The organism is Mycoplasma testudineum (assembly GCF_002245785.1).
Taxonomy (GTDB): Bacteria; Bacillota_I; Bacilli_A; order Mycoplasmatales; family Metamycoplasmataceae; genus Mycoplasmopsis_B; species Mycoplasmopsis_B testudinea.
This window is the reverse complement of record NZ_NNCE01000008.1, coordinates 1-16,396: the sequence shown is the minus strand read 5'-3', so window position 1 is coordinate 16,396 and position 16,396 is coordinate 1. Positions and strand designations below refer to the sequence as shown.

The window sequence follows — 16,396 nt, the reverse complement described above, 5'->3', positions numbered from 1 at the left end:
TTTTTTAAACAAAATTATTTAAAATAAAAAATAGGACAATTTAATTCCTATTTCATATAAAACATAATTTTTTAAATATCGTCTTCATCAACTAATGCAGCTGGATTTGCATCATTAACAATTCCTAAATCAAGTTCTTGAGTTTTTAGAATTTCTTCTTCAACTTTTTCTACATTTAAAATTGCTACAGATTTAATTGATTCTTTATCTTTAAGCGAAATTACTTTAACACCTTTTGTAGCTCTATTAACAGTTTCAGAAACCTGTGCTAGGCTTGTTCTAATTGTAATACCACTTGAATTAATAACTAAAATTTCTTCATTACCAGTTACAAAACCAGAAAATACTAAATCTCCTGCTTTTTCAACTTTAAGAGTCATAACACCTTTAGCACCACGTTTAGTTTTTCTATAATTTTCTGCAGAAGTTTTTTTACCAAATCCATTATCACCTAATGAAAAAATTAAATTACCTTCATTTGAAGAAGAAGCTGCCACAACTTTTTTACCTTCAGCTAATGTCATACCCTTAACTCCAGCAGCAGTACGGCCCATAGATCTAATTTCTGAAACATCAAAACGAGCTATTTTACCTTCGTTGCTTCCTAGGATAATTTCTTCATCTTCAGATACAATCATTGCTCTAATTAATTTATCGCCATCTTTAAGGCTTAAAGCTATTTTTCCATTTACGTTAATTCTTTGGAAGTGTGATAATAATGAACGTTTGACAATTCCATCCTGTGTTACGGTTAATAAATATGTATCATCAAGATAGTCATTAGTTGCTAATCAAGAAACAACTTTTTCATCTTTTTCAATTTGCAATAGATTTATAAATGGTGTTCCCTTGGCAGTTTTAGATACTTCCGGTATTTCATGTGCTCTTAGTCTATACACTTTACCATAATTGGTAAAAATCAATAAATCGGTGTGAGTTGTAGTAACTAGAATGTCACTAACATCATCATCTTCATATGTTTTAGCAGTTCTAACACCAATACCACCACGATTTTGTGATTTATATTCTTCAAGATTAATTCGCTTTACATATCCTTTAACTGAGCGAGTCAAAACTATATTTGAAACCGGTATTAAGTCTTCATCGCTAATAGAAGCATAACCATGTACATTTATTTCTGTTTTACGAGCATCACCGTATTTTTCTTTAATTTCTTCTAAATTAGAAATTATTAAAGCTAGTAGTTTTGCTTCATCAGCTAAAATTTCTTGAGTCTTATTAACAAATGTTGTAACTTCTTCGATTTCAGACATTGTTTTATCAATTGATAAACCGGTTAGTCTTCCTAATCTCATATCAATGATTGCTTTAGTTTGAATTTCACTTAAATCAAACTGTTTAGATAGTTGTTCACGGGCCGCATTATCATCACGAGATTGGCGAATAATTTTTATAACTGCTTCGATATTATCAGTTGCAATCTTGAATCCTTCTAGTATATGCAATCTTGCTAATGTTTTTTCTAGATCAAATTCTAATTCTCTTCTTGTTGTAACTTTTTGATGTTCAATGTAAACTTCAAGTGCATCTTTTAATGTTAATGTTCTCGGAACTCCATTTACTAAAGCTACCATATTTACGTTGAAATTAATTTGCAAGTTTGTAGTTTTGAAAAGTTGATTAAGTACAACTTCAGGAACGAAGTTTTTCTTAATTTCAATTACAATTCTAATTCCCTTGCTGCTTGTTTCATCTCGTAAATCTGAAATACCTTCAATTATTTTATCTTTTACTAACTGAGCTATTTTTTCAACAATAGAAGTTTTTTGAACACCATAAGGAATTTCGGTAACAACAATTCTACTTTTTCCGCTTTCAAATTGAGTTATTTCTGTTTTAGAACGTAGTGGTATTGAACCTTTACCAGTTTCAAATGCATCTTTTATTCCTTTTTGACCAAGAATAATTCCACCAGTTGGAAAATCAGGGCCGCTAATATGTTGCATTAACTCTACTAGTTCAATATTGGGATTTTTAGCAACAGCAATAGCAGCATTAATTGATTCTGTAAGATTATGTGGTGCTATAGTTGTTGCCATACCAACTGCAATACCTTGACCACCACTAACTAGTAAATTAGGAAATCTAGAAGGTAAAACTAATGGTTCTGTTTCACTTGAATCATAGTTAGGACCAAAATCAACTGCATTTTTTTTGATTCCATCAAGCATGTGCATTGATATTTTAGCCAGCCTTGCTTCTGTATAACGCATAGCAGCAGGACTGTCACCATCAATTGAACCAAAATTTCCGTGACCATCAACTAAAGGATAACGCATAGAAAAATCTTGCGCCATTCTAACCATAGCTTCATAAACGGAACTATCACCGTGCGGGTGATATTTCCCTAATACATCCCCGACGATTCGGGCTGATTTTTTATGAGCACTTGAATTAGTTACTCCAATTTCGTGCATTCCATATAAGATTCTTCTATGTACAGGTTTTAAACCGTCTCTTGCATCAGGCAAAGCTCTTGAAACAATAACGCTCATAGCATATTCTAAAAATGAATTTTGCATTTCATTTGAAATATACATTGGTTTTAATCCCATTTGTTCTTCTTCAAGAATCTGCGAACTTACTTGATACTCTTCACGTTCTGTAGGATTTTTTTCATCATTAGATTCTACTTCAGTTATTTTTGGTTTTTTAACTTTTTTATTTTCATCAAAAAGAACCTTTAGTTCATCATCTTTAACTAAAAACTCATCTGTTTTATCAATTTTTTCTTCTTTTTCTAATTCGTTATCGTTTTTTTTGTCATCAAAAGCCATTTATAACCTCCAAATAGAATTAAATTACTATTTTTTAATTATACTTTATAATGCATTTTTTAAAGCCTAAAACATGGAGTTAAAATGAAAAAATACAGTTTATAAGTTTGAAAATTATAAACTTTTGAACGTCTGTTTTAGATATATTAAATTGTATAAATAGATGAGTTAAAAAATTAATAGATGAGAAATTAGACTTGTAGAAAGGTTAAAACAAATAGTTATTTAACCACATCATTTAACGCTATCAATATTTAATTATTAGTAATTTTATTTGCAATATTGTCAAATTTTTGAGAAATTAACTCTATCGCTTTTAAACATCTTTCAATTAAATTTGATTTTGTTTCTCAGGTTTCAACTACATCGTATTTTTCGATTCGGTCAGGAAGAATTGTCCGCGTTAACACATCATGCTCAAACCGAGAATATTTAACAATAATTTTTAAGCCTGATTCATCTTTAATTAGCATTATTCTTTCTTTTTCGTTGTCAAAAAATAAAGATGATATTTCTGTAGATAACTTTTTATCAAATATGCTTTCAAAAGTGTTTAAATCATTTGTTAAAAAATTTTGAAAATAATCATTAGTGTAATTATTCATGTTAGAAACAAAATTTAGATTAGCAAATAATTTGAAGTTAAATTCTGAATTTAGTTTCATATTTTTAGAAACTGCTCCAATTAAGCAATAAGGGAAAAATTGAGGTATAAAATAAGCAAGCAAATAAATTATTTCTTCAAAATAAATTTTCAAATTATTTTTTGTAGCAAATACTACATTATCTATTTCAATTTTTAAAATATTAAGGAACCCTCTAGGAACAAAAGAATATTTATTATTTCTCAAGTTTGTAATTGCAAAAAAATCTAAAAAATGTTTCATTCTAAATTCTGAATGAATTTCCTTATATTCTAACGAATCAAAAAGTCAGGTTATTAATTGCTCTCTAATTTCGTGTTTTTCAACTTTTTCTTCAATTAATTTTCTTACAATTTCGTTTTGATTTTTACTTAATATCACTATTATAATCCTATGTTTAGTTTAAAATATTTCATGTTCTAAATTAATTACCAATAATATTCAAAATATAAATTGCGGCATCTAAAGTTCTTTCAAGTAAATTACTTCTATTTATAAATAAATTTTTAGACATTGAATAGTTATAATCCCATTCGAATGCTCTTAATTCATTAAAAACATTTTCCCTTTGATCTTTTGAATATTTTATTAAAAAATAAAGATAGCCATTTTCAACAATTAAAGACATGTTTTTTTTATCTTTGTAATTAAAATAAGATGCTATTTTTTCGACAGCTTCTTGAATAAATAATTGCTTGAATCTCTTTTTATTATTTGTAGTAACGTTTCCCAATGATTTACGATAAATTTTTATATTTTGACCAAATTTAGTAATATTTTGAAAAAAATTGAATTTAAAATTGAAATCTTTTGCACTTACGTGATATTTAATTTTTAAAAAAGCGAATCCTGATGTATATGCAACATGTAGTCTGTAAGAATAATAATCATTTGCGTATATAATATCATCAAAAGTTAAAAGATATTTAGAGTTTTGAGCATAAATTGTTCTGTCAATTTCTAATTTAAAGGGATAACTTCAGCTCGGCAAATTAAACTGCATATAAAAAAATGAAAAAGAGTAATGTCTAAATTTTCTTGAGTAAAGGTCAACAAAATTATCCATAATGTGCTGCCTATTTAGTTTTAACGCTGTGACCTTGAATTTTCTAGATTCTAATAATTGACAAAAATCACTTTCCCTTACTTCGGACTGTGATTTAGATATTTTTGTTAAATGTTCAAAATTTATTTTATTATTTGTTTCATTCAAAGTTGCCTCTTGTGTTTTTTTATAACTAGCTATTCATAACTTTAGAATTATAATTACTTATATGGTCAAAAAAATGAATAATTTTATATGTTTACCATATTGTGTTAAATTTATCATTTATTAGATCTATAGCTTTAATAATCCTTTGAAACAAACTTGATTTTGTTTCCCATGTTCTCACAACATGGTAAACATTAATATTATTTGTTAATATCATTTTTCTAAAAGAATCGTCTTCTTTTTTCAAAAAACTAATAACAATAATTAGGTCTTGTCCTTTTTTTAAAAACATAATTCTCTTTTTTTCATTTTTAGAAAATAACGAAGAAATTTTTGTAGATAGATCTTCATCAAAAACATTGCTAAATAATTCAAAATTGTTTGTGTAAAAATTGTTGAGAATGTTGTTTTTGTAATTGCTTTTAGAATATTTGAAATCTGAAAAAAATCTAAATTCAAAATCTGAATTTAAAGATTTGTTAATCACTTGAGATAATATCAAGCCAAAAGGTAGTGTAGATGACTTACCATAACTCATCTTTATGTATAAAATTTCTTCAAAACAAAAATTAACACCTTTTCTTTTTGCAAAAAAAGTATCATATGTTTCAAATTTTAATATGTTTGAAAATGACAATCATGAAAAAGGGGATCTGTGTTCAATATATGGCATAGCAAATTTGTCAAGCAAGTGTACGTTACTAAATTGATTATTAATATCTCAAAAATCAGTATCTTTCAAAAACATACGCATAAGGTGCTGGCGCAATATATATTCTTTAGTATAGTTTTTTTCCATTGATTCAATTTCTAATAATTCGCTTTTTTTAATTGACATATATAACCTTTTATATTTTAAATAATTATGCTTCGAAAAGTTTAACTAAAATTTTTAATGAGTTTGTAATTCTAGAAACTAATGTAAGTCAATTATGAAAATACTCTTTAGTCATTGGAAAATCATAAATTCAAGGCATTTTTGCAAGATTACTTAATGTCAAATCTCGTTGATGAAGAGAATATTGTATTAATATATTTATTTCGCCATTTTCAACAATTATAGAAATCTGATTTTTGATATTGTCATTGAAAATTTCGTTTAAAACATCCATTTTTTCATCGGTAAAAATGGAATTGAATTTTTCTTTGTTATTTGTACTTAGATTAATATTTGACTTTGAAAAATGTGATACTTTTTTATTTTCTGGAAATAAAGTTAAATAAAGACAACAAAAAAAATCTGCATTAATTTTATGATAAACGGGTTTAATTTTAAAAAAACCAAATGCAATACTGAAAGGCGAGCCATATCTTGAATTTAAAAAACTACTCGCATACATGACATCTTCAAACTGTATTGAATAATTATCTAATTCAGCATATATAGAATTATCAAATTCCAATTTAAATGGTGAATTTCAAAAGAAGCTAATGTATGGTTTTTGATATTTTAGAAACCTTTCGACATACTTATCCATAACGTGGTCACGGGTTAATTCAATTTTGATATTTTTAAAATTTTGAGAAACAAGTAATTGTGATAATGCATTAGTTCTAATTTGAGATTGAGAACTTACAGTTTGTCTTTTAGTAATTAGTTTTTTGCTTGTAAAATTATTCATAAATTTCTTTCTGTAATTGATTTAGTTCAATTTAGTTAAATACAAAATTTTTAAGTTATAAATTTCACATGATTCAAAACAATTGCTAACATAAAACTCTAAGAATAAATAACATTCTCAGCATTTAATATATCTACATAAGGAAACATTAACCTTATAAACACCATTTTATCGTGTGGTTCTTCAACTGTATTAAATAATAAAGTTTTTCAATCATCTAAAGCATTAAAAAATTTATTAGAAACAGAAATGTTATTTTTATAATCTAACAAGAATGTTTTAAATTTATCAATTTCATCGATCGCTGTTTGTTTATACAATTCTCAGTTTTCCATTTTATCGGTAAAATCATTCAAATCTCAAACATGTTGAGAATTTAGAGTTATTGATTTTAATTTAAAAAAATTTCTCTCAAAAAGGGTTTCGGCAGCTTGTTTGGCAGCCACTCTTTCTGCTTGCTCTCTTGTTGTAAATACATTGCAAGAAATAACTGCAATAGAAAAAAAATGGCAAAAAGCATATTGATGACAATAATTTTATTTTTTCATTACTTCCTTATGCTAAAGTTTAAATTTGTAATAAGCCATTTGGCAATGATTAAAACAAAAATAAATTTTTAACGAATATATATTAAAATTTATTACCTATAAATTTTAATATATAAATACATCCTCTAATTAAAAGAAGAAAGAAATTTTCTTAGGATTGAGTACTAATTAAATTTATAAATAACAGATAAATTTGTTTACAAAATTATTGCTATTTGCCAATCAGAAAATTGTAATATAATCTTATTAATTTTTATCGCAATAACTAGCTCCCAAATAATAGTGCGGTTTTTGCAATCAAAAAAGCGTTTAAATTTTACAACCAAAAAAATTATCGAATTTCAAGGATAACAAAACTAAAATTTATTTAAATTAGTGAAATTAATAAATATTTAAAATAAATGAAGCAAGAAATTTCACTTTAATCTTGGTAAGACATTAGATTTGTTAAATGATTTACAATTAAAGTCTTTACATATCAATCGGAAATTGGTTAAATGTAATATTTAATATCAAATAAAATATGTAATTAAATTTTGATTTAGTAATTATAAATTATTTTAAATTTATTAAATTTTATCTACTTCTATTGAAACACCGACTTATAATAATTTTTTTATGATTAGCTCTTTTTAGGGCAACATATTAAATATTACTAAAAAATTATGTTTAAAAAATTCAGGTAAATTTTATAAAAATTCTTCAAATCTATCGCTTAATAATTCTAAAACATGAATACATCTAAGTATTAGGTCAGATTTTAAATTCCATTTTTTTAAGACATCGTACTCATGAATGTACGCAATTTTGAGATTTAAAATTATTGCATCAGTTTCAGTTCTGGAATAATTGATTATGGCTTTAATTCCTTTTTCATCTTTTAAAATTGTAATTAATTTCTTTTCTTCTGATGAAAAAATAGAGCTGATTTTCTTAAAAAAATTATCATCAAATATAATTTTGCAAATTTGCTCATTATTAGTTGAAAAGTTTTCAAAATACTTATTTTTATAATTTTTAAGAGTATCAAAACTTGAAATATTAAAAAATAATCTAAATTTAAATTCTGGATACAATTTTATTTTATTAGAATTAATTCCAATTAATCCATATGAAACAAATTTGGGGATAAAAAATGTTTGCATATAAATTATTTCTTCAATAAATAAATTAATATTTTTTTTAGTTGCAATTAGAACGTCATTAATTTCAACCTTGAAAGTCTCAATACGTGGGAATGAAGCTGATTTAGATAAATTATATTCCAAATGTTTTAATGCTAAATTATCTAAAACATGTCTCATCCTAAATTCTACCTTTATGTGATTATATTCAGCATATTTTAGTAATCAATACATTAATACAGAATTTAAATTATAATTTTCAACTCCTTTTTCTTTTAATGAGTTAATTTTATTTAATTGTGAATCTGATAATTTCATTTTTATAATTTTGTTAACCTTATTTTGATGCTTCTAAACTTTCGGCTATTAAAATTGTTGCATCTAAAATTCTATTTAGTAAATCTGCTCGATTATGAAAATATGTTTTTGACATTGAATAATTGTAATTTCAATCCGATTCTCTTAAAAAAGAATATATGTTATCTTTCTGATTTCAAACATAATTTACTATCACATATATATAGCCATTTTCAATTAAAATAGATATGTTTTGTTTGTCTTTTTTAGTAAAATGTGATTCAATTTTTTTTATTAAAGCAAAATCAAATATTTTGTTAAATTTATTAATATCATTTGTGCTTATTTTACCCAATAATTTTTTATATTTTCGATTTTTAAATTTAAATGAATGAATTTTATTAAAAAAATTGCAAGCAAAATTATCAATGTTTTTTCTATAATTAACTCGGAAAAATGAAAAACCAATACTCCACATATTCATTCTGGGGAAAGGATATGACGTATTTGAATATAAAACTTCATCAAAAATCAAATTAAATTTATTATTATTTGCGTAAATTGTTCGATCAATTTCTAGTTTAAACGGATAATATCACACTAATTTTTCAGGTGATTTAAATTTATACAAATTATATAAATAATTGACTATATATTCATCCATTAAGTGTTGGCGACTCAATTTTAATTTTGTAACAATAAATTTTTTTGAATGTAAAAGGGCTACCATTAATCTTTCTCTAGCTTCAGATTGAGATTTTGATATCAATATAAATTTCTCTAAATTGTCATTTAAAACGTTCGTTTTCAAGGGGCTCCTTTCAATTTCATGTAGTAATTCATGATGGCTGACTTTTTATAAAAATCAATAGGAAACTGTATAAAAATTTCATGCCTTATAATCATAAAATTAAAATTTAAAAACTATTTTTTTCTTTCTTTAACTTTTTGGTCTCAATTGAAACCAAAAAGTTCTACATCATTTTCTCCGTGTTTTTGTGCTCTTATAAATAATCTAGGTAATGTAAATCAACCATCTGAAACTTTTCATTGTATTCCATATTTAAAATTTTCACTTCAATTCTTTTGTATTAGAACCATATTTTCTGTGTTATTAATTCATTGATTTCTAAAATCATTAAGACCATGATCATGCATATTTTCAATAATTGAAAAGCCATTTGGAGTTTTTATATTTAACAAAGCATTAATGAGATCAAAAGTTAATGATGCGACATTTAAGGCAAGGGAAATCAATTTAGTTTTCGGGGTTTTCACTAATCCAAACACGGAACTAGCAGCACTTGTAGCAAATGAACCAACTCGCAATGCATTATTAATTGCTTTAGAAAATTGATTTATTTCTAAATCTGCAGAATTCATGAATCTAATTAACTTCTTATTTTCAATTCCAGAAATTTTACTCAATTTTTCAAATTCATTTTTCGCTCTTCTAGATTCATGGTATGCAGAATTTAATGCAGAAACAGCTGACATTGTAGTTGAGCCAGCATTCAGATAAATTGACGATGCAGTACTAAGATTAGGTATATAAGAAAAAGCAGAAAATGATGACCCTAATTTTGTTGCAGCCAAACTTAAAACTTCTACAATGCCGTTATGTCTTTCTATTGAAGCATTGTATTTTTTTAAACTTTCTGCCATTTTATAAAGAAATACCATTTCCACATCCTGATATACATCCTCGTTGCTTTTTCTAAATCAGGATTCATCATCAGCAAAGAAGTAATCATGTATATCTCAATTTGTGTATGAATCACCACTTAGTAGTACATTCTTACCATCTATTTCTATGATATTTCCATTTGAATCTTTTATATACCTGTCAAAAACTTGAGCAAATGATTTATTTATTTCAATTTCATTTTTTTTAGAATGTTTTTCTCTTTTTAATATTGTTGAAACAAGTAATTCAAATTTTTCATCAAGATTTCTGTTCATAAATTTCTTAAGATCCAAACTAACATTCAAGTTGTAAAGCTTATTTTTGATAGTTTTCATTGATTGAGTATCAAAATTTATACTTTTTATCCAATTAGAAATTTCAACATTTTTTTGTGCTAATATGGATAAATTATTGTACTGTTCTTCAGAAAAAGGAGATGTAATTTTTAATAATTCATTGATTTCATCAACATCTTTTTCTTCATTGATTTTGATAGCTAAAACTCCTGGAGTCACAATGGCTGCGACTGCCATCATGCCCAACCCTATTCTTAATTTAATTTTCATGTATATATTTTACTTCACTCTTTTTACTATTTAAAGTTTACGCATCAATTTATTTGTTTTTGTTTTTATTGTTTGTAAAAATTTTAAATGAACTATCAAATGCATTAAATCTAAGTAATTGTGCTACAAAACTATTAACATTTTCTTTATCTAAAGTAGAAATATTTTCTTCATCTCCACCTCAATAATCATAATCTTTACTTATTAATTTTCAAGCTACTAAAGATGAAAGAGGAGCTCCACTATTTATGGCAGCAATATAATTTCCTTCATTATCTAAAACGCCAGTTCCACTATTACCTGCATTGTGAAAGACTGGATGAAGATTTTCACCTCTAAATGAAATATTTTCATTACCATCTCCAACACGGCGATATAAATAACTAGCTAATTTCCCATATGGAAATCCGCTAAATGAATAATCATAAGTCAAACTCTTTGAAATTGGGCTTATAGTCTCTGTCGCTGTATAAGAAAGGCTTAATGGTTTTAAATTAATTCAATTTTCTAATCATGTTGCCATTTCAAATCTACCTTCCTTTTTTGCTTCTAAAATCATTGGAGCAACATTTAAAACTGTAATTGTATAATCAACATTTCGGTTTTTTACACTTCCACCTCTAGAAATTTGATTATTACCATCTCAAAAATAACGGTTATCGTTTGCGGCAGCTACATAATTACCACTTCAATAACTAAAACCTTTTTGATAAATATTTTCAAAATTATTGGCATGCTTAGTTAATCTGAATGGTTTATTTAAACCTAATTGACTGCCACCTGGATTATCAGTGGAATTAATAACGTGATTGTTTGTAACGATATAGTATCTTAAATCAAATGGATCATCATTTACTTTAGATAGCATTGTCATTGAACCATTTGAACCAGCAAATGTTCTTGCTTTTATTTCATTAATTGCTTCGTAATTGTAATCATCATATGCATATTCCATATTTGATTTGTAACCATAATTTCATTTAAATTTAACATTTTGGTTAGGGTTATATTTGAATGGGTCGGTTTTATTATTTTCATTATAAATAATCATTGGTTCATTTAATTGAGTAAAGTGAACATTGTCATAGTTAAACGTATTTGTTTCATGTTCATCAAAGACTTCTATAAATTTATCATTAAAATAGGTGATTTCGAAACTAGTTGCATATTTATCAAAATATACTTCTTTACGTCCAGGAGTAAATTCTCCGACTTTAGCTGACTGAGACCCTAGTTGCGCAAAAGTTCAAAAAGCATCTTTATAAAAGTCAAGTGAAATTTTGTAATTATTTGGTGTTTTAAATTCAAAATGAATACCTGAATCTACTTTTGTAATTGTTAAAAAATATGAAACTAAATTTGTGTGCTTATTACTAATTACACCTGGGTTAATAAAACCATTTTTATCTATTTTTTTATTTTCAAGTAATTCATTATAACTAAATTCAACACTGAACCCTCTTTCATTAATGAACTTGATTGCTTGATCCATTGTATTATTTACTACTGTTTTAAAATTAACTTTGATTATACTATTGTCTAAATTTGTAGCACCGTTTGTAGGCTTTAATACTTGTTCAAAATATTTATTTTTTAAAGTGAAAGAAACCATATTTTTTTCTTCATCTAAGCTTCAAGCAGCATCTTTTTTAGCTAGTTCTATTTTTCTGTTTCTTCCAATTTTTGTAGAATCAAAAACCACTTGTGTTAAGTTACTATTTGTATTCAATTCATTCATTAAATTTAGATCAGATTTTAAACTAGTTGCTCCAGAAATTGATTTTGCACCTGTAACTAAAATTCATGTATTGGCCACTTCTACAATTTCTTTAGTTGTTGATTTATTAACAAACTCAAATCTAACTCACATTGAACCTTTATTTGCATCTGCTACTTTAACTTCATGAACTCTAAAATAATATTTATCTGATTCATGATATTTTTTGAATTTAAATGCTGGATTTCTTAAATTTACAGAAACTAATTGCTGATTAAAATAAGATTGTTCTTTTTTAGAATTAAATTCAAAAACCCATTCTTCTGAAGTTTTTTGAGAAATATCGAAACTGATATTAAGTGAATTATTGCTATTATCAATTAAATTTAGATCCTGAGCAGGGTAAACAATTTCATCTAAATCATTTTTTAAATTACTTAAAGTAATTGTATTTGAAAAAGCTTTGACATCTGGATTAGTTTTACTTATAAATCCAATTTTAAAAGAAATTGCACTGCCCTTTATATTTTTTACATCATAATAAGTAAATCAGTAATTTTGTCTCAAGTTACCAATTTGAATATTTGTTTCTGGATCATTAGAAATTGAGCCACCTGCAACTTTAGTAGGTACATTAGTTGGATTATCTTCTGAAACACCATTTTGCAAAGTAAAATTACCTTCACTTGTTGTTGACTGACTTGCTCCAGTAAAATTTAAAAAGTATTTTAGATTCTTGGAAGTAGCAAAATTTGGGTCTAGATAAGAATAATTATTATTAACTGAGCGGATTAACTTAAAATCACTTCCGTTTATTTGCTTCACCTGTGTATTAAAATTAATTCAATTTTGTGTTTTTTGAACTTCAGAAGAACTTGTAAAATCAGTATCTCTCATTGTTCCGTTCTCATCCACGAAATCATTTAATGGCTTAAAGTTCGAAAGAGTAACTGATCTTGGAGTCAAGTTGCTAAATCTATTTCGGAACGGTTTTTTTGCAAGATTACCATTTTCGTCTTTTCTATAAGCGTCAATATAAAAACTGATTGAGTTAGTAGCAATATCTTTTTTATCAATTCTAAATTTTAATTGATAGTTTTGATATTTAGGAAGTTGAAATAATTGACTAAGGTCGGCATTTTCAATTGTAACTTGAGAATGATTCATACCGTGTATTGGTTTAAGTGGCGATAAATCTTGAGTAAAATCTTGATAAAATGAAGCCAAATATTCTCGAATTTCAAGTTCTACATCATTACTATCGCCTGGTTCATCAAATAAGGAAGTATTGATTGTTTTTATTTTTTTAATACCTAAATTATTTTTTAATTTTAAGGTAAATAGCAAATTGTTTCTATTTGGTGTAAAGGAAATCATTTGTGATGCGTAAAGAAAATAACGGTCTCTTAAATCACTTTCAAGATTAATTGAACTTGAATCATCATTTAATTCAGATGAGTCCAAGCTTCATCCTTCAGCAATATTAAAATTAATTAATTTCAAAATTGTCTGAAACATTATTTGTCTATATTGAGTTAAGGTAATCTTTTTTCATTGGTCAGATTTTATATAATTGCTAAAATAAGTTTCTGGATTTGAATTCTCCATATTTTTGTCAGAATAAGGAACGCTAACTAAGAAGAATAAATTAATATAATCATTAGACCAATTTTTTTCCTTGAGTGTCCCTCAATTAGCTTTAAAATTGTCATTTAATATTAATTCTTCGGTAAATCCATGTTCTTTTGCTACTTCTAAAAATGTTTTATAAATTGAAAACTCCAATGGAGAAAAGTCTTGATTTTCTTTTACTTTGTATATTCCGTTATCATCAAATATTTTTTCAATACTTAATAATGAATTCAATTTTTCTGTTTTAGTAATAGAAATCAATTTATCAAGATTCGGAATTTTCCAACTGCTTGTTTCAACTTCAAATGATTTTATAATTTGATCATTAAACATTAAATTTATACTTATTCTTCCACCAGTTTCGCTTTCATTAATAGAAATTACTTTATTAAATGAAAATTTAAAAAATCTTTTAGTTTTACTAAAAAAATAATTTGAAAAATTTTCTTTATTAAATATTTCATTGAAACTGAATTTACTAATTATAGATGGATCAAAGTTGAATGCATCTGACAAACTATTAATAGAAATTTCATTAATTATTGGGTTTAAATCTAATTCTGAAGATACTTCTCTAAGCATATCCACTGATTTAGATTTATTTTCATTTCAAAGTTTAAATTTAATTAATGCAGTATTAATGTTATTTGGTTTCAAATTAATACTTTCTAGCTCATATAAATATTTTCCTTGATCACTAAAATTAATATATTTATCTCAATTATCTTCATTAATGCTTGCAGAATAAAGTCCAATATTAAATTTTTTAATTTGTTCGGTTTTTAAACTAACTTGATAATTATTTTTGGCAGCAAATTCCATTGCCTCAATTTCAGGATCGATAAATGGACCAATTAAAATTTTTGCATTTTTTGATAAATTACTATTTGCATAATTAATATTTACATTTAATTCAACTTTGTCATTTATCAATTTTGAATAAGAAAAAATTAATTTCAAATCTGATAAATCATTATTAGCTAGATTTATATTAAGTAAATTCAAAATTTGATCACTGGTTTGTGATTCGGTAAAAATTGTACTCGGATCTTTTTTGTAATCATTTGTATTTTTTAAGTCAACTGTATTATTTGAAAAATAGCTTATACCAACGGAAATTTTTGAATTAATATAATTTAGTCCAAATCCATTTATTGTAAATATTTTTTCTTTTTTGTATGTAATTTTTTGATTTGATAATTCAATTTTGAATGTTGCACTAAATTGATTTACTTCTACTATTGAATATTTAACTTCAACATTTCCTGAAGTTTGTATTTCTGGGATAATTAAAGAATTAAGTATAGTATTTGAATCTAGACTTAAATTAAAATGATTGGTAGCTAAATCATTTTTTCAATTTTGATTTTTTAATTCAAAATCAAAATTCACAATTTTTGAATACACTGTATCTATTTCTCTAGTTGCATCATTTAATGATATGTTAGCAAGATTAAAACCTATTATTGTATATTCAAAGCTTTTGATTAATTCTGGAAAATTATTATGACTAAGCTTGATAAGAATTGTTACTTCTGTTTCACTACTTGAAACAAAAGAATACGTAACATTAATATTTCCAAATAAATTATTTTCCAAATTAATTTTACTTTTTATAAAATCGCTACTTGATTCATTACTAAATATACTATTTGCAGCAAGCTGGTAATCTGATTCATTTGTTAGACTAATTTTTTGTGATTTATATGTATCAAAAGCATCATTTAATTCTAAATTTGCAATTATTAAATTTGATTCTTGATTTGATAAAAATCCAGAAATAATGAAACTTATTTCTTCTTGTAAATTTTCAAATTTACTATTTATTAAAATATTTATTTGTGCACTTTTGTCTAAATTAACCAATTTAAATACATAATTATATTTTTCTTTATTTAATTGAAAATTATCAAATGATAATGATGATTCAACCTTTTCTGAACTTGGATTTACACCAAAAAATTGTTCTACTGTTTTACCATTATGAGTTTCTTTTGTAGATATGTTTTTTGTTTTAAATTCTTTTAAGTAATTTTTAAATTCAATTTCATAATCACTTGGTGAAGAATCTTCATTACCTTCTTTTGGCTCTGCCGGTGTTGTAGTACCATTACCAGGTTTTTCCGGAGAAGGGGTTGCAGGTTTAGGATCCTGTGGTTTAGGAGTTTCTGGTGTTGGTTGTTCAGGTGTAGGATCTACAGGTTTTGGTTGTTCCTGAATAGGAGTATTGCCATCTATTGGATTAGTACATGAAACAGCAGCTACTGTTGCCATTGTAATCATGGGAATTATTTTTAATAATAGTAGTCAACTTCTTTTTTTCATTTTTACCTCAAATCATAATTATGTGTATTTAAATTTGCTTTTTAATTTATACATAATACTTTAAAACGAAAATAATCATTACTTAAAATTAAATAATTTAGATTGATAATTAAGTAGTTTTAAATAAATGATAGTTTTAAAATTTGGGGAGCTAACAAAAATTAACGGTCTTAGCAGAAAGGACCGTTTTTATTATGAAAAAAATGGAAAGCAATTTGATCGA

General features: G+C 25.4%; 10 protein-coding genes. All 10 read right to left on the bottom strand.

Annotated elements, in window-relative coordinates:
• Positions 1-71: 71 nt before the first annotated feature.
• Positions 72-2,798: a DNA gyrase subunit A gene (gene gyrA / locus CG473_RS03595; protein ID WP_094254948.1), complete on the bottom strand. Its 2,727-nt coding sequence runs from the start codon at positions 2,796-2,798 to the stop codon at positions 72-74.
• A gap of 254 nt (positions 2,799-3,052) precedes the next feature.
• Complete coding sequence (locus CG473_RS03590) at positions 3,053-3,823, bottom strand: hypothetical protein (RefSeq protein WP_094254947.1); 771 nt, start codon at positions 3,821-3,823, stop codon at positions 3,053-3,055.
• Between the two features lie 43 nt (positions 3,824-3,866).
• Positions 3,867-4,655, bottom strand: a complete 789-nt coding sequence (locus CG473_RS03585) for a hypothetical protein (protein ID WP_094254946.1) — start codon at positions 4,653-4,655, stop codon at positions 3,867-3,869.
• A gap of 91 nt (positions 4,656-4,746) precedes the next feature.
• Positions 4,747-5,493 (bottom strand): hypothetical protein, encoded by a 747-nt coding sequence (locus CG473_RS03580; RefSeq protein WP_094254945.1) that lies wholly within the window; start codon positions 5,491-5,493, stop codon positions 4,747-4,749.
• Positions 5,494-5,518: 25 nt separating this feature from the next.
• Positions 5,519-6,277 carry a hypothetical protein gene (locus tag CG473_RS03575; RefSeq protein ID WP_094254944.1) on the bottom strand — a complete coding sequence of 253 codons (759 nt, stop codon included), beginning with the start codon at positions 6,275-6,277 and terminating at the stop codon, positions 5,519-5,521.
• 98 nt (positions 6,278-6,375) lie between these two features.
• Positions 6,376-6,723, bottom strand: coding sequence for a hypothetical protein (locus CG473_RS03570; protein ID WP_094254943.1), 348 nt, complete (start codon positions 6,721-6,723; stop codon positions 6,376-6,378).
• Between the two features lie 791 nt (positions 6,724-7,514).
• Complete coding sequence (locus CG473_RS03565; RefSeq protein WP_094254942.1) at positions 7,515-8,267, bottom strand: hypothetical protein; 753 nt, start codon at positions 8,265-8,267, stop codon at positions 7,515-7,517.
• Between the two features lie 19 nt (positions 8,268-8,286).
• On the bottom strand, positions 8,287-9,057 hold the full coding sequence (locus tag CG473_RS03560) for a hypothetical protein (RefSeq protein ID WP_094254941.1): 771 nt from the start codon (positions 9,055-9,057) through the stop codon (positions 8,287-8,289).
• 113 nt (positions 9,058-9,170) lie between these two features.
• Positions 9,171-10,499, bottom strand: coding sequence for a hypothetical protein (locus CG473_RS03555; protein ID WP_094254940.1), 1,329 nt, complete (start codon positions 10,497-10,499; stop codon positions 9,171-9,173).
• 49 nt (positions 10,500-10,548) lie between these two features.
• Entirely contained in the window at positions 10,549-16,173 is a 5,625-nt protein-coding gene (locus tag CG473_RS03550) for an MGA_1079 family surface serine endopeptidase (protein ID WP_094254939.1), read from the bottom strand.
• Between the last annotated feature and the right edge of the window lie 223 nt (positions 16,174-16,396).